General features: G+C 62.8%; 14 protein-coding genes. 6 read left to right on the plus strand and 8 right to left on the minus strand.

Going from position 1 to position 17,767, the window contains the following annotated elements:
- Positions 1 to 227 precede the first annotated feature (227 nt).
- A complete protein-coding gene (locus EXW71_RS26820) occupies positions 228 to 4,811 on the plus strand; it encodes a DUF4329 domain-containing protein (RefSeq protein ID WP_134660969.1) in 4,584 nt (1,527 codons plus the stop codon).
- On the opposite strand, the gene EXW71_RS26825 is transcribed toward EXW71_RS26820, so the two are convergent.
- The 6 genes from EXW71_RS26825 to EXW71_RS26850 all read right to left on the minus strand — a co-directional run bounded on the left by EXW71_RS26825 (position 4,806) and on the right by EXW71_RS26850 (position 10,161).
- Positions 4,806 to 6,179 carry a PepSY domain-containing protein gene (locus EXW71_RS26825; RefSeq protein WP_134660968.1) on the minus strand — a complete coding sequence of 458 codons (1,374 nt, stop codon included), beginning with the start codon at positions 6,177 to 6,179 and terminating at the stop codon, positions 4,806 to 4,808. The genes EXW71_RS26820 and EXW71_RS26825 overlap by 6 nt on opposite strands.
- A gap of 116 nt (positions 6,180 to 6,295) precedes the next feature.
- Positions 6,296 to 8,356, minus strand: a complete 2,061-nt coding sequence (locus EXW71_RS26830; protein ID WP_134660967.1) for a TonB-dependent copper receptor — start codon at positions 8,354 to 8,356, stop codon at positions 6,296 to 6,298.
- A gap of 95 nt (positions 8,357 to 8,451) precedes the next feature.
- Entirely contained in the window at positions 8,452 to 8,841 is a 390-nt protein-coding gene (locus EXW71_RS26835; RefSeq protein ID WP_134660966.1) for a DUF2946 domain-containing protein, read from the minus strand.
- Between the two features lie 11 nt (positions 8,842 to 8,852).
- The gene (locus EXW71_RS26840; protein ID WP_123716067.1) at positions 8,853 to 9,335 is read right to left on the minus strand and encodes a copper chaperone PCu(A)C; all 483 of its coding nucleotides are present in this window, start codon (positions 9,333 to 9,335) and stop codon (positions 8,853 to 8,855) included.
- Between the two features lie 46 nt (positions 9,336 to 9,381).
- On the minus strand, positions 9,382 to 9,777 hold the full coding sequence (locus EXW71_RS26845; protein ID WP_134660965.1) for a DUF2946 domain-containing protein: 396 nt from the start codon (positions 9,775 to 9,777) through the stop codon (positions 9,382 to 9,384).
- A gap of 96 nt (positions 9,778 to 9,873) precedes the next feature.
- Complete coding sequence (locus EXW71_RS26850) at positions 9,874 to 10,161, minus strand: addiction module antidote protein (RefSeq protein WP_123716065.1); 288 nt, start codon at positions 10,159 to 10,161, stop codon at positions 9,874 to 9,876.
- Positions 10,162 to 10,944: 783 nt separating this feature from the next.
- On the opposite strand from EXW71_RS26850, the gene EXW71_RS26855 reads away from it, so the two are divergent.
- Positions 10,945 to 11,196, plus strand: a complete 252-nt coding sequence (locus tag EXW71_RS26855; RefSeq protein WP_134660964.1) for a DUF6124 family protein — start codon at positions 10,945 to 10,947, stop codon at positions 11,194 to 11,196.
- Between the two features lie 34 nt (positions 11,197 to 11,230).
- On the opposite strand, the gene EXW71_RS26860 is transcribed toward EXW71_RS26855, so the two are convergent.
- Both EXW71_RS26860 and cbiE read right to left on the minus strand, forming a co-directional pair.
- Positions 11,231 to 11,965: a cobalt-precorrin-6A reductase gene (locus EXW71_RS26860; protein WP_134660963.1), complete on the minus strand. Its 735-nt coding sequence runs from the start codon at positions 11,963 to 11,965 to the stop codon at positions 11,231 to 11,233.
- Entirely contained in the window at positions 11,962 to 13,167 is a 1,206-nt protein-coding gene (gene cbiE / locus EXW71_RS26865; protein ID WP_134660962.1) for a precorrin-6y C5,15-methyltransferase (decarboxylating) subunit CbiE, read from the minus strand. Before cbiE ends, EXW71_RS26860 begins: the two co-directional genes overlap by 4 nt.
- A 38-nt stretch (positions 13,168 to 13,205) precedes the next feature.
- Here cbiE and cobG point away from each other — a divergent pair, with 38 nt between their 5' ends.
- From cobG to cobJ, 4 genes are read left to right on the plus strand one after another with little or no spacing between them, the layout of a single operon-like run.
- Entirely contained in the window at positions 13,206 to 14,552 is a 1,347-nt protein-coding gene (gene cobG, locus EXW71_RS26870; RefSeq protein WP_134660961.1) for a precorrin-3B synthase, read from the plus strand.
- A complete protein-coding gene (locus EXW71_RS26875; protein WP_123716057.1) occupies positions 14,545 to 15,171 on the plus strand; it encodes a precorrin-8X methylmutase in 627 nt (208 codons plus the stop codon). Before cobG ends, EXW71_RS26875 begins: the two co-directional genes overlap by 8 nt.
- Positions 15,171 to 15,902, plus strand: a complete 732-nt coding sequence (locus EXW71_RS26880; protein WP_123716056.1) for a precorrin-2 C(20)-methyltransferase — start codon at positions 15,171 to 15,173, stop codon at positions 15,900 to 15,902. Before EXW71_RS26875 ends, EXW71_RS26880 begins: the two co-directional genes overlap by 1 nt.
- On the plus strand, positions 15,902 to 17,539 hold the full coding sequence (gene cobJ, locus EXW71_RS26885; RefSeq protein ID WP_134660960.1) for a precorrin-3B C(17)-methyltransferase: 1,638 nt from the start codon (positions 15,902 to 15,904) through the stop codon (positions 17,537 to 17,539). Before EXW71_RS26880 ends, cobJ begins: the two co-directional genes overlap by 1 nt.
- Positions 17,540 to 17,767 lie beyond the last annotated feature (228 nt).

Raw genomic sequence — 17,767 nt, forward strand, 5'->3', positions numbered from 1 at the left:
CTAAGTCAAAAAAACCGCACTGACGGGGGCGGTAGGGGCTTCAGTTCACGTATCGCGCACCATTGTGGCGCTCCTGCGGCGTGAGCGGGCATGGCAGTGTGCCGTCGTGGTGCCGGTTTGATTTATGTAGCGCCCATCCGCACGGGGGGGCCTCCAAGATGTTGGACGATTCAGTGCCCGCTTGTGTGGGCCTGGTTTATCAACTTCTTAGTGAATAGGTGTTTTTCATGGACGAACACAACCAACCTGCAAAGCGTGCGGCCATCCCCGTCGGCCATTCCAAACTGCCCGAGCTCACGCCGGCTTTTCTCAATATTGATGACGCGGCGCGCTACGTGCACGAGCAAATCGGCAGTCGACGTGACGTCGAGTACGGCAGCGTGATCATGCAACGCCTCTCGGACCAGTTGTTTGTGGCGACCGAGCCGGTTCGGGGTGAAGAAAAGCTGTTTGATCTCGCCAAGATACTTGAGCGCGACAGCCAAACCGGCAATCTGGTTAACCCAAAGGGTTACCGTCTGGTCGCGGGGCTGCATTCACATCCAGACAGTTATGATGAAACCCAACGTCAGAACCCAACGTGGTCGCTGCAACAGGTCAAGGCGTTTAACGGGTTTTTCGCCACGGAAGATATCATTCTCAATTGGCGTCTGCGCCATTCGTTGCCTTACGCCTACTTATCCGGCCCCAGTGGCGAATTGATCCGCTACCAATCCACCAACACCCGTGCCGAAGAGCAACGTGTGCGCTGGCTACGCCGGGAAGGCCCGTGGACCTCCGCCCATGACCGGGAAGGAACGGAAGAGGGCGCCTATAAAGCGCTGGCCGTTGTGGGGTTGATACGCTTTGTGGTGTCCAGCCCGGTGTGGGGCGGTTCGGTGGGAGACGTGCCGGTTGACTGGGAACCCTACAAGCCGTTCAAGGCACCTGAGTTGCCGATAGCTTGCGGGCCGGTGTACGCAGAAGTACAGCAGGCCCTGGCTTATGCCTGGACGCGAATCCAGCGCCAGCCCACCGTACGCCAGCAGGTGTTGCTGTTGCAGCACAGCGTAAAAGGTCTGTATATCGCCGCCGAGCCGCAACCGCCCGCGCAGCTCAAGCAACTGCCGACCCTGCCGGAAGGCTTTCACCTGCACGGTGTGTACGTGCATTCGCGGCCTTTGCCCGGCAACTACCCCGAGCTGGAAGCCTGGCTGTACAAGAACTTCATCAGCCCGCTGGAGCTGGCGCAATACATTACCCAGTTCCGTGGCTATGCGCTGGCACCGTCCTCGACCCTGGGCGCCTCGCTGTTCATTCGCCTGCGCGATGAAGCGCTGTTGCGCTACCGTTTCTCAGGCTCGGCCGACGAGTCACTGCTGTTTGCGACCGAGGCCGATGGCACGGTCCGCGATCAGGGCCTGCAGGCGCAGTTGGCCAACGGTGCATTGCTGACCCGGGACTATGTACTGCGCGTGGCCAGGGCCGGCGAGTTGAGTGTGGAAAAAACCAGTGCGCTGTGGGATCGCCTCGGGGTGGTCGACGCACACTGGCGTCCTTATTCGAACCGCACAGTGACGCCGCTCACGCGGGCTTTCCTGTCGGCTGACGACGCTGCCCGGCATGCGCACCTGCACATCGACGAACAGCGCGAGCAAGCCTATGGCGGTCTGATCCTGCAGCGCAGCGACGGGCGTTTCGTGGCCACTGACCCGGTGCGGGCCCAGGGCTCCCCGTTCACGCTGGATGGCGGCTACCCGAAGGACCGCCAGGGTGGTCTGATCGTTCTGCATGCCGGCCATCGCCTGCATGCGCGGTATGGATCGCGCCAGGCCTTATCGAAAAATGATCGTACCCAGGGCTCCCGGCTCAAGTGGAGCCACCAGGAAGCCGAGCTGCATGGGCAAATGTTCAGCGACCTGGATATACAGGCGATCCTGCAATCCAATTGTCCGGGCTACCTCTCGGGAACACAGGATAGCCTGATCGCGTTCCAACCGGGCGAGGCCACGTCGGCCTGGCGTCAACAGTGGCAGGCCACGGCAGCTGGCGGCGTAAGCCTGATCGCCGGGCGTCTGGACAGCGGCGCGATCAAGCCTGCCGATATCGTGCGCATCCTGGCTGAGCCTGGCACCTTGCGCGTGATGACGGCCAGCGAGCTGTGGGGGCCGGCGGAAAAGGTCGAGACGGACTGGGCGCCCTTCGTACGAGTGGTTGAGTTCCACAGGCCCGACGAGTTGAGCTATGGCGCCGTGTTCGACAGCGCCGACGCTGCGGCGCTGGACCTGCAGCGCCGCCAGCCGGAACGTGCTTATCCGCGTTACGCCAACACGTTCTTCGCGTTCATCTTCAAACACCAGGCCCGCGAGGAATATGTCGCCAGCGAGTGGCTGCCGGCCACCCAGAAAACCCCGCTGCTGTCGCTGCCCGGCGTGTCCGATAACCCGGTGCCTGAGGGCTTTGCCTGCCAGGGCATGTGCGTCACTCGGCAAACGGCGGGCAGGGGGCCGAATGCATGGCTGGAGCGGTTGTTTATCCTGCCCGACGATTTGAGCACGGCCATTATCCAGGGGCGCACCGCCGTGCCGTCATCGCTTGGCGCGCCGACGATCTACATTGCGCCGCCGGAAGGGGCTTTGCTGAGTTTTCGCTCATCCTCCACCGATAGCCTGTTCGAGGCCGGGAGCAATGGCGACAGCGTCGAGCAGATCATGGCCAAGCTGAGTTTCGGTACCCTGTCCGGGCTCGGGTTCGTACATCAAGTGGCGGCAGCGGGAGACCTGCGTGTGATCGCCACCAGCCCCTGCTGGGATCGCCTGGGCGCTGTTGCGGGCACTTGGGAGGCCTATGCGCACCTGACGCGTCGGCGTATGAGTGCGGCGTTCCTGTCGATGGACGATGCCGCACGCTACGTTCACCGCAGGGTGCCGCTGGGCGGCGGGAAAAGCTATGGCGGGGCGATTCTGCGGCGTGACGACGGCTGGTTTATCGCCAGCGAACCGTTGCCGCTCGCCGACGAGGTATTCGGCAAGGACTGGCTGTTCCCCGACGAACTGGTGGCCCGTGGGCTTTACCCAGAGCGTTGCATGTTGGTGGCCTACTATCATTCACGCCCGTCAAGGGCGCTGCCGTTCCTGCTGACCCGCGAGCAGGCCACGGTGTACGGCAACATGTTTTCCACGCGTCTGTTGGCCCACGCGATGGGTGAGGGCCATAAGGGCATCACGCATTACTCACTGGGTCAGGATGGTTCACTGATTCGCCTGTTGGCGACGGCACGGGTCAAGTATCCGCCGATCACCCAGGCCAACCTGATCATGCGTGCACACAACCGTCGCGACTGGCTCTATGGCCAGACTGAGCGCGCGTTGCGTTCCGCTGAGTTGACGCCTGTGGAGTACGTCAACCGTGTCGCCGCGTCGTTCTCCCTGGACGTGGTGCAGGGCAGCGCACTGTGGGGCGTGCAGGGGCCGGTGTCGGGTTGGGTGCCCTACGCCACGCCGCAGGGCGCCGAGCCCAATTACACGCGGGCACGGCAGGACCCGGCGTTTGGTCCTGTCTGCACGCAACTGGACGATGCTGCGCGGTCGCTGTCCTCGACACTGACGACGTGCGACCAGTTGCAGTTTGGTTATCTGCTCAAGTCCCAGGACGGCCACTTCGTCGCGACCTTGCCGATCAAGGACAATGGTGCGCGGTTTGCCCACCGACGGGTGTTCAGTGACGCGGGTTACCCGCGTGGCTACACAATGGCCGGGCTGTATTTTTGCGTTTCGCAGCCCATAGAGTTGAGTCCCCGTGGGACCTTCATCGGTGGCGACGAGATTTACCAGGGGCTGTTTTCGCCCTACGACCTCAAGGACGCGCTGTATCAGGTCAGTGCCAGTCGGACACGCGGCAGTTTGCCGCTGTACATCTTCTGTGCCGACGGTGCGTTACTCAAGTATGTGGTTGTCGACCCGCGATTCGTCCAATACCGCGACCATACGGACTTGCACGTAAGGGTGCTGAGCCCGCGCGATTTCATCCGGCGCATGGCCGCGGCCGGCGACTTGCGCATTCTGCGTTCCAGTACCCACTGGCCGGGTCTGGGCAGGGTCGGCAGCCAGTGGCAGCCCGGGCGTTCGCAAGGCATGCCGGAGCTGGACGATCACACCTTGAGCCTGGGGCCGGTCTACCTCCATGCCGAGGATGCGGCGCTGCATACCCATACACTGGCCGGGCAGTTCACCGGCAAACAGTACCTGGGGGCACTCTTGGAAAACACCCAAGGCAGTGACTACCTGGCGGTCGTCCCGGCGCTGGACCAGGGTTATCCGTCCGCGGTCGCTGAACGCTTGTTCCCCCAGGCTTTCAAAGGCATCGGCCCGGCCCGTATGGCGCCGCAGTTGCCCGCGGATTACCGGTTCTGCGCCGCGCACCTGGTGTTTCACAGCGGCCTCGACCAGCCTGAAAAGGCCGGTGAAGATGCCTACCGCATGACCTTCGTCTCGTGGCGTGAGGTGGGTTTCTACCTCCACACCTTGAGAAGTGCCGGGGTGGCGGTCAACGCGTTGTACCTCTCGACCCGTGATGGTGCCCTGTTGGGCTACCTGCCGAGCTTCAGCAATGAGGAGTACAACCTGCTCGACAGCCACCTCAAATGGTCCAAGGCCGACGGCTACACCGCTTATGCGCCAGCGCCCTCCCATGTGGTTTCCGAGCTGGCGCGTCTGGGCGAGTTGCGGGTTATTCACCCGTCGGCGTTCTGGCGTGTCCGCGGAAAACTGGGCGCGGACCTGGCGTCGACGGTCGGCGAGAGGGTTCTGGTGCCGACCAGAGACGAGTTATGAGCCGCTCGTGCTTTGCCAGAAATACCTGGACAACACCAGCCGATCCAGGACCCCTATCACCACCAGCGAAACGCCCACCAGCGGGAAAAGGAGCGCCAGGCAGAGCATAATCACCATGGCGGTTTTCCACTTCGGCAGGTCATGACGCAGGGGTGGAACACCCAGGCCGCCAGCCGGGCGGCGCTTCCACCAGATCACCAGGCCACTGACCGCGCTCAGCAGAATCATCAGGCAAATCAGCAGGACGATGATCTGGTTCACCACACCGAACATCTTGCCCTCGTGCAGCATCACGCCGGCCTCGGTCGCGCGAGCGACTGCGTTGTAGTGTTCCCAACGCACGTCGGCCAGGACTTTGCCGGTGTATTGGTCCACATGCAGGGTGGCGTCGTTGCGCGGGTCATTGGCAAATACCGCGACGGTGAACACACCCTCGGCGGTGGTCGGGAAGGTGATGCTGTAGCCTGGCTCGACCTTGCGGGCGTTGGCCAGGTCGACCACTTGTTGCAGGCGCACCGTGGGTGCGGCGGGGCCTGCGTGCAGGGCACCGTGGTTCATGTGTTCGGCATGGTCGCCGGACATCGGCATGGGCGTGTTTTCCATGGCCCACGGCACGGTCTGTTGGCTGGCGGTATTGAGGGCACGTGCCTGCTGGTCGGACTGCGGCACGTTATTCCACATGGCTGCCGGGAAGCGGTTCCACAGCTCGGCATACTGCTTGCCCCAGAAGCCGGTCCAGGTCATACCGCTGAGCAACATCACCAGCAGAAACGCTGCGCCCCAGAAGCCGGCGACGGCATGCATATCGCGCCAGAGCACACGGCCCCGCGCACTGAAACGGGGCCACAGCACACCGGCCGATGACTTGCTGCGCGGCCACCACAGGTACAGGCCCGACACCACCAGCATCACGCCCCAGCCGGCGGCGAGTTCCACCAGGCGATCGCCGACGGTGCCGATCATCAGCTCACCGTGCAGGGCTCGGGCGATGGCTTGCAGGTTGTATTTGGCATCCTGTTGGCCGAGCACGGTGCCACGATACGGATCGATGAATACCGTCACTTCGCGGCCTTCGTTGTGCATCACGAATTGCGCGCTGCTGGTGGCGTCAGCCGGTGGCAGGTACTTGGTGATAGTGCCTTGGGGGTACGCCGCTTTGGCCCGTTGCAGTTGTTCATCGGCACTCAGTGCGTGCTCGGCGCTTTGCACCTTGAGCAAGTCGCCATACATCAACGGGTCGAGTTGGGGTTTGAACAAATAGATGATGCCGGTAAGGGCCAGCAGCACCATGAAAGGGGCGACGAAAAGGCCGGCGTAGAAGTGCCAGCGCCAGGCCAGGTTGTAGAAGGAAATCTTTTGAGTGGTCATCATTGGGCTCCGCAAGGCTTTGAATTTTTTGTGTTGATTACACCGCTATCGCAGGCAAGCCAGCTCCCACAGCTGGAACGCATACCCGTGTGTGGGCTGGCTTGCCTGCGATGCTGTCAGAAGCTCATATCGACTTTGGTCCAGAGCGTACGCCCCGGCTCCTTGATGGCCTGCGGGTCGTTGGCCGGGTAACCGAACCCGGCGTTACCGGCCAGGTTCAGGTGCTCGGCATAAGCCTTGCCGAACAGGTTGTCGACGCCGGTGCTGACCTTGAAGTTTTTATTGATGCGGTACGCGGCATTCAGCGAGAACACGCCAAAGCCGCTGCTCTTGTCGAAGTCCTTGCCGACCACGTTGCCTTTGTTCTGGTCGATGCGGTTTTGCGCCGCGACCACCCGCCACAAGGCGCCGGCGCTCCAGTCATCTTCGCTGTAGGTCAGGCCGAAGCGGGCATCGAGCGGTGGCATTTGCGGCAACGCCTTGCCATCGCTGGTGTTCTTGCCCCAGGCGTAAGCGAGGGTGGCGTCGGCTTTCCAGTTGCGCGTCAGCTTGTACGCCGTGCCCAGTTCACCGCCCATGATGCGTGCATCGACATTACGCGCTTGGGAGGTGGTGCCCATCATGCCGGGCTGGTAGTCGAACAGAATGAAGTCCTGTACCCGGCCGATGTAACCCGAGGCCCAGGCTTCCAGGTCGGCCGTTTTGTATTGCGCACCGAAGTCGAGTTGGGTGGTTTTCTCCGGCTTGACGCCATCGAAGGCGTTGACCGAGCCGACCGCGCCGGTGTTGGGGGAAAACAGCTCCCAGTAGTCCGGGAAACGTTCGGCGTGGCCCAAGCCCGCATAGACCGTGGTGGGAGTGTCGGCCAGGTCATGCTCGTAGCGTACAAAGCCCGACGGCAAGGTATCGGCGCGTGTGTCGTCGGCGGTCGGGTTGGGGCGGGACATCATTGTGGAGCCCGTGCGCTGGCGGAAGTCCTTGGCGGACGCGCGGTCCAGGCGTGCGCCGGTAATCAGGCGGTCGCGGTCGGCGGCATACCAGGTCAGCTCGCCAAACACGCCGTAGTTGTGGAAGTTGGCGTCCTTGTCGCGTGGCAGGTTCTTATAGGTGTCGATGCCCATGCTGCTGCGCTGGCGGTGTTCGTTGGTTTGCGCATCCAGGCCGCTGATCAATTGCACATCGGCCCAGCGCCAGGTGGCCTTGATACGGGCGCCGAGGGTACGGCGGTCGACGTTGGAGGCCATCGGCCCTGCCATCATGCCGGTGCCGGACGGTACACGCAGGCTGTAGTTGTCCATCACGTGGTCGGCGTAGTTGTAGTAGACCTGAGCTTCAACCTTATCCAGCACTTCGCCGATGTTGGACTTTTCGAAACGCAGGCCCAGGCTTTCGCGCAGGAACTGCGAGCCGTCCATGCCGCGCCCGGCGTAACGTGCTTCGCCATCACCCCGGCCGGCGGTGAGTTCCAGCAGGGTGTCGGCATCGGGGGTAAAACCCACGGCCACATCGCCGTTCCACTTGTCGTAGCGTGAGGCGACCGTTTTGTTATTGCCGTCCTTGTAATCATCGGCGTGGGCTTGGTTGCCGATCACCCGCACATAGCCCAGCGGCCCACCGGCCGCGGCGTCGATGACCTTGTCGAAACGTCCGTTCGAGCCGGCCAGCACACTGGCGTTGACCCGCGTCCCCAGCGCACCGAACTGCTCCGGCTCGCGGTCGAACAGGATGGTGCCGGCCGATGCACCTGGCCCCCAGAGTACGGTTTGCGGGCCTTTGATCACGGTCAGTTTGTCGTAGGTTTCCGGCGAGATGTATGAAGTGGGCGCATCCATCCGCCCGGGGCAAGCGCCGAGCATCATGCCGCCGTTGGTGAGGATATTCAGGCGCGAGCCGAACATGCCGCGCAGCACGGGGTCGCCATTGGTGCCGCCGTTGCGCACCAGGGCGAAGCCGGGGATGGTCTTGAGGTAGTCGCCGCCGTCGCTGGCGGGGACGGGCTGACGTGGGTCCTTGGGGTGGGTGACCACGGTCAGCGGCGAGCTGGGCGCGACCGCCGTGATCACGGTAGGGCTCAGCTCGTGCTCGTCAGCATGGGCCTGTGGCATCAGCAGTGCGCCGCACAGAACGGCGACAGCGGGGGTGCATCCCAAACGGGAGTCAGCAGAAAACCTGGACATGAAAAATTCCATCAATCATTCGTAAACAACACGGCCAGCAGCCTGCGGCTGTCTGTCTAAAGTCGGCCGGGGTGAAGTAACGGTGCTCAGTGCGCTTACGTAGGGATGGGCGGTGCGCGGCTGCGGGCGCCGGGGAAGATGCTTTGCCGGGCATGGCCCAGGCGCGTGGCGGGGGTCAGGGCGTTAGCGGGCGGCGGGGTGTCCAGGATGACTGGGGAGACACTGCCGGGCAGGGCCGGGCAACTGAAGAGCAGGTCGCAATAGCCGCACTTGGCCCAGAGCGCGTGGTGCTCATCGGGCGCTTTTGGGTGATGGGAGGCGCCATGCTCCATCGGCATGCTCATCGACATACCGGCGTGGTGATTCATCGGCATCGCTTGAGAAATCAGCGGACCGATAAAGATCATCAACATGGCGAACAGGCTGATCCAACTGCCGCGCGTCACGCGGCGGTGTGGGCTTGGCCTGGCGCGATGGGCGCCCATCGAGTTTTAGCCTACTGAGCGTGCATATGCTCGTGTCCGGCCATCGGCGGTGCTTTCTGCACCGAAACCTGCACCTGGACCTTGCCGGCTTTTTCGAAGGTCAATATCAATGGGAACTGCTTGCCATCGGCCAACAGGCTGCGGTCTTTGAGCCCCAGCAGCATCACGTGATAGGCCATCGGGGCGAACGTCAGGTCTCCCTTGGCCGGCACCGCCACGCTGGGCACTTGCTGCATCTTCATCAAGTCGCCCTGCATCACATGCTCATGCAGCTCGGCCTTGTCCGCCACCGGCGTTTGCGCGCTGAGCAGGCGGTCCGGTGTTTCACCGGTGTTATGAATCACAAAGTACGCCGCCACGGTGGGCGCATTGGGCGGCAACTCCTGGGACCAGGGATCGCTGACCAGCAGAGTGCCGGCCTTGTAGTCATCGGCATTGGCAGCGACGCACACCGGCAGCAACAACGCAGCCAGAAGCAGGGAAGATTTGAGCATGGCAGTTCTCCAGAACGGTTCTAAACGCAGTTCACTTGCGAAGAAATCAGACCGTTGGAGAGGCTCGGGGGTTGAGGCTGGGCCATTGCTGGCGCGGGGTCGGGTTTTGCAGCTGGGGCGGCGGCAAGCTTTGTACGGCGTCGAACCGCGTGACATACAACTGCGGCACATGCCCCGGCAGCGCCACCAACGGCGCCGAGCCCGAGCAACACCAGCAATGCTGCATGGTGGAGTGATCGTCCTGCTGCGGCGCTGGAATATCCAGCTTGCCCAGGGCAATGGTCTTCAGGCTGGCGCCATTGGCGGAGCAGAAACTGCCCCACAGCAATTGCTGCACAGGGTCCTGGGACTGTTGCATCGCTCCGGCCATCGGCATGGCAAAGGCGTTGAACAGCACTGCAAGGCAGGCGATCCAGGCAATTGCGAAGCGTTGACGGGCCATGGCGGACAATCCGTAGGGTTTAACGATCAGGCGGGTATTTAGCCTGATCAGGGGGGATAAGTAAAAAGCGGCGGTGTGGTTTGGTGTCGCAGTGGGTCAGCCCGCCGTTGCGTGAAGCTTGAGGCCCAGAGCTTTCATGACTTTCATGATAGTCGCGAACTCAGGATTGCCAGTGCTGGAAAGGGCTTTGTACAAACTTTCTCTTCCGAGGCCGGCGTCGCGGGCTACTTGGGTCATGCCTTGGGCGCGGGCGATATTGTTGAGGGCTGAACGAATCAATAAGCCGTCGCCAGAGTCTTCTTCGAAAGACGCTTCAAGATACTCGGCCATGTCTTCCGGGGTTTTAAGGTGCTCAGCTACGTCGAAATCTCGAAACTCAGTCATGGGTCACTCCTTTTGCCAAATTCATCAGCAATCTGTTTAGCGCGCTGGATATCGCGTTTTGCGTTGATTTATCGCATCCGATCAACAGCAGGTAAACCACCTCACAGGATGGCAAGTTGCGATGCGCTGCAAAAGCAGTGCATCCCCATCGCGGATACTGGTGCGAAACCGCGAGTGGGGAGGTTAGGGCGAGGGCTTTTGGCGAAGCGAGCCAGCTGGTTCGGAAGTGTTTGTAGGTAGATTCGACTTTGGGCGGAGAAGCCCAATAGTGGGTCATTCGGCTAATGCCAGTCAGTTAAGAAGGAGAAAGGCTAACCTGTGGCGAGGGAGCTTGCTCCCGTTGGACTGCGCAGCAGTCCCATGCTTTGCAAACAAAGAGCGGGGCCGCTTTGCGGCCCAACGGGAGCAAGCTCCCTCGCCACACATACAGCGTTCACCCTTAACTGACTGGCATTAGTCATTTGGCTGGCTATTAGTACAAACAGAAATTTCCGACAAGTCTTTGAGGTTGTCCCTAGGAAGGTAGGACTCTAGTCTCCGTACACCGCTGCAAACACAGCGGTCGGGCGTCGCGGCCCGGATTTTCTAAGAGCAAAAGCGCTATCGTCTGCTTTCCGTTGACGCTGTTTTATCGTCTACTGTGCGGCGCAATGGTGGCTGTGCGCGGGATACCTTCGGGTATGCCGGGTTGCCTTGGGACCGGTCCGCGAACCTGCGTACAGCTGCCACCCCATCGCGTCGCGGCGAATCAGTGGCAGCTCCACTTTTCCAAGGAGCTTCACAATGATTAAACCCACCCCAAATCCCCCCGTCCGGCTATTCACCGTAGCCGATGGAATCAGCACCGAAGACCTGTTGGTCAACCTCAGCGAAACACTCGCCTCGGCCAATGCGCTGAGTTGTGACATTGCCTTCAACCTGGAGGGCGCACCACGTGAAGAATTGCTGGGCGTTGCGCAGTTGATAGAACTGGCGCAGTTGCTCGCTGGCAGGGTGCTCGATGGCTTCGGGCAGGCGACAGCAGCAGGCCGCTAGCAGCACAGTACAAGTGTGGGAGGGCGGTGCGACATTAAGTTGTTGTTGCTCCGCGAGTGTGTATTGCCTGTAGCAGCGATGACACTGCCGTGAATTCTCGATCCACTGCAGCCAACACCGGCCGCTTCAACACCAGCACCGGCATACCTCGCTCCCGCGCTACTTCCAGCTTCGGCTCCGTCGCTGCGCTACCGCTGTTCTTGCTGATCAACACATCAATCGCGCGCCGTTCAAACAACGCGCGTTCGTCTTCGATTAAAAACGGCCCACGCGCACCGATTACTTCACACCGCTCATTCCCCGGATACACATCCAGCGCCCGCAGCGTCCAGAACTGGTCAGCCGGGATTTCATCGAGGTGCTGCAACGGTTCGCGGCCCAATGTGAACAGGGGGCGTTTGAAGGGTTTCAGGGCTGCGATCAAGTCGGCCCAATCGCTGACCTCACGCCAATCATCCCCGGCCTGCGGCTGCCATGCCGGACGCCGCAGCGCCCAGCAAGGGATGCCACTCAACTGTGCAGCCTCGACGGCATTGCGGCTGATCTGTGCCGCGTAGGGGTGGGTCGCGTCGAGAACCAGGCCAATCCCTTCGTCCCGAATAAACGCCGCCAGACCCTCGGCCCCGCCGTAGCCGCCAACCCGCACCTGGCAAGTGAGATCGGCAGGCACACGGCCCACGCCCGCCAAACTGTAGATATGCTCCGGTCCCAGCGTACGGGCGATGGCCAGCGCCTCGGTTACGCCGCCCAGCAGCAAGATGCGTTTCATAGCGGCTTGACCACTTCCAACAAGGTAATCGGCAACGCCTGGCGCCAGGTATCGAATTCCCCGAGCGGTTGCGCCTGCGCCACATGGACGCGGGTCAGCTCGCCGCCATGTTGCGCACGCCAGTTCATCAAGGTCATTTCACTTTGCAGGGTCACGGCATTGGCCACCAGTCGCCCGCCGGGACGCAGGTGTTGCCAGCAGGTGTCGAGTACGCCGTCGCGGGTCACGCCGCCGCCGATGAAGATCGCATCCGGCGCTTCCAGGCCGTGCAGCGCTTCGGGGGCTTTGCCGCGGATCAATTGCAGGCCGGGCACGCCCAGGGCATCGCGGTTGTGTTCGATCAGGCCCTGGCGGCCTGCATCGGCTTCAATGGCCAGCGCGCGACAACTGGGGTGGGCACGCATCCACTCGATACCGATGGAGCCGCTGCCTGCGCCCACATCCCACAGCAGTTCGCCGGGCATCGGGGCGAGGCGGGCCAGGGTCATGGCGCGCACATCGCGCTTGGTCAGTTGCCCATCGTGTTTGAAGGCCGAGTCCGGCAGGCCGGCAAGGCGCGACAGGCGCGCAGTAGCGGCGTCGGCCAGGCAGTCGATAGCGACCAGGTTCAAATCGGCGACTGCGGCGTGTTGCCAATCAACAGCCAGCCCATCCAGACGTCGCTCAGCCGCGCCGCCCAGGTGTTCAAACACGCTCAATCGGCTGGAGCCAAACCCGGATTCAGCCAACAACGAGGCAATCAAAGCCGGGCTGCGGCCGTCATTGCTCAACACCAGCAACCGCACGCCACTGGCCAAGTGCGCATTCAGCGCGGCCAGCGGCCGGGCCACCACGGATAACGTCACCACGTCCTGCAACGGCCAGCCCAACCGCGCCGCCGCCAGGGACACCGACGACGGCGCCGGCACTATCAGCAACTCCTCAGCCGGCAGCTGTCGCGCCAAACTGGCGCCCACGCCATAGAACATCGGGTCGCCGCTGGCCAGCACGCACACCGGTTGACCCCGCTGCGCCAGCACCGCTTCCAGGGAAAACGGGCTTGGCCACACGTGGCGCTCACCCCGGATGCACACCGGCAACAGGTCCAACTGGCGCGGGCTGCCTATAATCCGCGTGGCGCGCAACAGGGCATGCCGGGCATTTCTGCCCAGCCCCTTGAAGCCGTCTTCACCGATGCCTACTACCGTCAGCCAGGGCGACATATAAATTCCTTGAACGACATCCGACGGGCAGGCTTTTCATGCCGCCGGACAAAGCAGGCATAATACCGCGCCTTTACCCGTCAACCGGTAGCCCCGTGAACCCAACGCCCGCTGTGAATACCTTGCGCCCCTCGGCTTGTCCGGGGTTGCTGCGTATTGTCCAGGCGTTGGATGGCGGCATTTGCCGGGTCAAATTGGCGGGGGGGGCGATAACGGCCGCCCAGGCCAGGGCCGTGGCGGACGCGGCCCTGGCCCATGCCGGTGGGGTGATCGAGGCGACCAACCGCGCCAACCTGCAGATTCGCGGGATCGGTGCCGAACAGGATGCCTTGATCGCGAAGCTGCTGGCTGCCGGCCTTGGCCCCAGTAACGCCAGTGGCGATGACGTGCGCAATTTGATGCTCAGCCCCAGCGCCGGTATCGACCCGCAGATGCTGTTCGACACTCGCCCGTTGGCCGATGAGATCCTCGCCACTTTGCAAACCCATCCGCGCTTCCATGAGCTGTCGGCCAAGTTCGCGCTGCAATTGGATGGTGGCGAAGCCCTGGCGATGCTCGAACATCACCACGACCTCTGGCTGTCGGCGTTCGTACGCGATGGCCAGACGCTCCTTGCGTTCGGCCTGGCCGGTTGCCCGGGGCTGGATGCGCCGTTGGCCGCCGTCCCGCTGGAGCAGGGGCATGCCCTGGTGGTGGCTGTCCTGGAAGCGTTCCTCGATCTGGCGAGCCCTGCGCAAACCCGTATGCGCCATCTGCCTGTGGATAACGTGCTGGGTCATCTCAACCTGCCGCTGCTGCCCATCGATGGTTTCAAACGTTCGCCCAGCGGTGCGTCGCTGCCTATCGGAACTTATCCACAGGCGCAAAAGAATCAGTTTTATGTCGCCGCCCTCGCACCTCTGGGACGCCTGGATGCGACGATGCTCGAGGGCGCCGCACAACTGGCCAGCGACCTGGGAGATGGCACCTTGCGTTTCACGCCCTGGCAAGGCGTGCTGCTGCCCAACGTCGAAAAACCTCACGCCGTGACCCAACGCCTGGCGCAATTGGGCTTTCTCTGTTCAGTCGACCAACCGTTGGCGCACATGATTGCCTGCACCGGCTCCAGCGGTTGCGGCAAAGCCCTGGCCGACACCAAGGCCGACGCCGTGCAACTGGCCGCGTTGTACCCCGGTCATGACGTGCATCTGTCCGGCTGCCCCCGTTCCTGCGCCGCCGCGCACACCGCGCCGGTCACCATGCTGGCCGTAAGCCCGGGCCGCTACGACGTCTATTTTCGTGACCCAGCCCAGCCCGGTTTCGGTCGACTGCACGCGCACAACCTTTCCATTGAAGCGACGGGCGCTTTGTTACGCGCCCGCCCACGGAGCAACACCGATGATTGATTACATCCGCGACGGTCAGGAGATCTATCGCAACTCCTTTGCCATTATTCGCGCGGAAGCCAGGTTGGACCGTATTCCGGCCGACCTGGAAAAACTCGCGGTGCGCGTGATTCATGCATGCGGCATGGTCGAGGCCATCGACGGCCTGCAGTATTCCGAAGGGGCGGGCAAGGCCGGGCGCGATGCGTTGGCCGCTGGCGCGCCGATTCTGTGCGATGCGCGGATGGTCTCCGAAGGCGTGACCCGAGCGCGCCTGCCGGCCAATAACGAAGTGATCTGCACCCTGCGTGACGACAGCGTGCCGGCGTTGGCGCAGGCATTGGGCAACACCCGTTCCGCCGCCGCCCTGGAGCTGTGGCGCCCGCACCTGGAAGGTAGCGTGGTGGTGATCGGCAATGCGCCGACCGCCTTGTTCTACTTGCTGGAAATGCTCGACGCCGGAGCACCGAAACCGGCATTGATCCTGGGTTTTCCGGTGGGGTTTGTGGGGGCCGCCGAATCCAAGGCCATGCTCGCTGCCGATAGCCGTGGCGTGCCCTTTGTGATCATGCAGGGCCGCCTGGGCGGCAGTGCGATGGCCGCCGCTGCGGTCAACGCCTTGGCCACGGAGATCGAATAATGCAGGCACGCGGACGTTTGATCGGCCTGGGCGTCGGCCCCGGCGACCCGGAACTCATTACCGTCAAGGCCCTGCGCCTGCTGCGCGAATCGCCGGTGGTGGCGTACTTCGTGGCCAAGGGCAAGAAGGGCAACGCCTTCGGCATCATCGAAGACCACCTGGTGCCGCAGCAGACCCTGATGCCGCTGGTGTACCCGGTGACCACCGAGGTGCTGCCGGCGCCGATGTCATACGAACAGGTCATCAGCGATTTCTACGACACGGCCAGTGTCGACGTCGCCGCGCACTTGGATGCCGGCCGCGATGTGGCGGTGATCTGCGAAGGCGACCCGTTCTTCTATGGCTCCTACATGTACCTGCACGACCGCCTGGCCGAACGCTATGAAGCCCAAGTCATTCCGGGTGTGTGTTCGATGCTCGGCGGTGCTTCGGTGCTCGGCGCGCCGTTGGTGTACCGCAACCAGAGCTTGTCGGTGCTTTCGGGCGTGTTGCCCCACGACGACCTCAAACGCCGCCTGGCGGATGCCGATGCGGCAGTGATCATGAAGCTGGGTCGCAACTTTCCCAAGGTGCGCCAGGTGCTGGAAGAGCTCGGCCTGGCCGGGCGTGCGTTATACGTGGAGCGCGCGACCATGGCCAACCAGAAGATCGTGCCGCTGGATCAGGTTGATCCTGCTTCGTCGCCGTACTTCTCGCTGATCATCGTACCCGGTGAACGGTGGCAAGGTTGATGAGCCCGGCGATTGTCATCCTCGGCCAGGGTAGCCTGGCCACTGCGCGCAGGATTCAGCAGGTTTACCCCGGCGCTGTGATCCATGGCCTGGCCGCTCGTGTCGAAGGGGCAGACCAGGTCTACAGTGAGTTCGGCGCGACCCTGCGCCAACTCTATCAACACGGCACGCCACTGATTGCGCTGTGCGCCGCTGGTATTGTGATCCGCACCCTGGCGCCGCTGCTGCTGGAAAAAGGCGAAGAGCCTGCCGTGCTGGCTGTTGCTGAAGACGGTAGCGCCGTGGTGCCGTTGCTCGGCGGGCTGGGCGGTGTGAATGTCATGGCGCGGGAAATCGCCGCGGCGCTGGGCGTGGCCGCTGCGATCACGACCAGCGGCGAGCTGCGTTTCGGCACCTGCCTGCTCAACCCGCCCAAGGGTTATGAGTTGGCTGATCTGGAACTGGGCAAGCGATTTGTTTCGGACCTGCTGGCCGGCGAAAGCGTACGTATCGAAGGTGCGGCGCCGTGGTTGGACCTGGCCAATCTGCCCCAGGACCCACAGGCCCGCCTGTCGATTCACGTGGGCAGTGCCGAGCGCAACCCGGCGCGCCATGAATTGCTGATTTATCCGAAGAACGTGAGCGTGACTTGCACCCCAGGCGTGCAATTGGCCGAGCGTGTGCGCACGACATTGCATGAAGCGGGCATTGCCGTGCAGTCCCTGGCGTGCCTGCTGGCCAGCGAGATGCACATGGCCGAAGCGTCGTTGCAGGAAGCGGCGTTGGAACTGGGCGTGCCGTTGCGTTTCGTCAGCGTCAGCCGGGATGCCGATATCGTCATTGATGTTGCCGAGCAACCGTTGGACCTGTCGCAAGTCGGCCGTGCCCGTGGCCGCCTTGCCGTGATCGGCCTGGGCCCGGGTGCAGCGGAGTTGATGGTGCCGGCGGTCAAGGCTGAGCTGGCACGTTGCACTGACGTGCTGGGCTACGAAACCTACGTGCGCATGGCTGGCCCGTTTCGTGACGATCAGGTGCAGCACTGCACCGATAACCGCGAAGAAATGCAGCGCGCGCGCCATGCCTTCGAATTGGCGGCTCAAGGTCGCTCGGTGGTGGTGGTTTCGTCCGGTGACCCTGGCGTGTTCGCCATGGCCGCCGCGGTGATCGAGGCCTTGCACGAGTCCAGCGACCCGGCGTGGCATCAGGTCGACCTGGAAATCCTGCCGGGCGTCTCGGCGTCGCTCGCCACTGCGGCCCAGGCGGGCGCGCCGTTGGGCCATGATTTCTGCGTGATGTCACTGTCGGACAACCTCAAGCCGTGGTCGATCATCGAGAAACGCCTGGACCTCGCGTCCCAGGCCGATCTGGCGTTGGCGTTCTACAATCCGATTTCCCGTTCGCGCCCTTGGCAGCTGGGACGCGCGCTTGAAATCGTTGCCATGCATCGCACGCCTGAAACGCCGGTGGTGCTGGGCCGCGATATCGGTCGCCCCGGGCAGACCCTGCGTGTCACCACGTTGGGGCAACTGACCCCGGAGCAGGTGGACATGCGCACCATGGTGTTGATCGGCTCGTCCACCACCTGCACATTCCCCCGTGCCGGTGGCGGTACATGGGTGTACACACCACGCTGGTACGGCGAAAAACCCGCCTCCTGAAAACGGCTCGCCGGTTGCCGGAAAGCTCCGAATGACCCAGGGATTTTCCTGGCGTCGTTCGGAGCTTTTTCTTTTTTTTGCGACGAAACACAGACGCTTGCCGGGCACGCGGCGTTATTGCTGGGCAGGGCGGTTCGACGTGCAGGGGCAAGGGATTTTTATCGTCTGGAAAGCCCATCGGCCAGTGCACTAGGGTGGACATAAGCCCCGAGTCGGGGTGTTTGTGGA

The sequence above is a fragment of the Pseudomonas sp. BCA17 genome, assembly GCF_004519405.1.
Taxonomy (GTDB): Bacteria; Pseudomonadota; Gammaproteobacteria; order Pseudomonadales; family Pseudomonadaceae; genus Aquipseudomonas.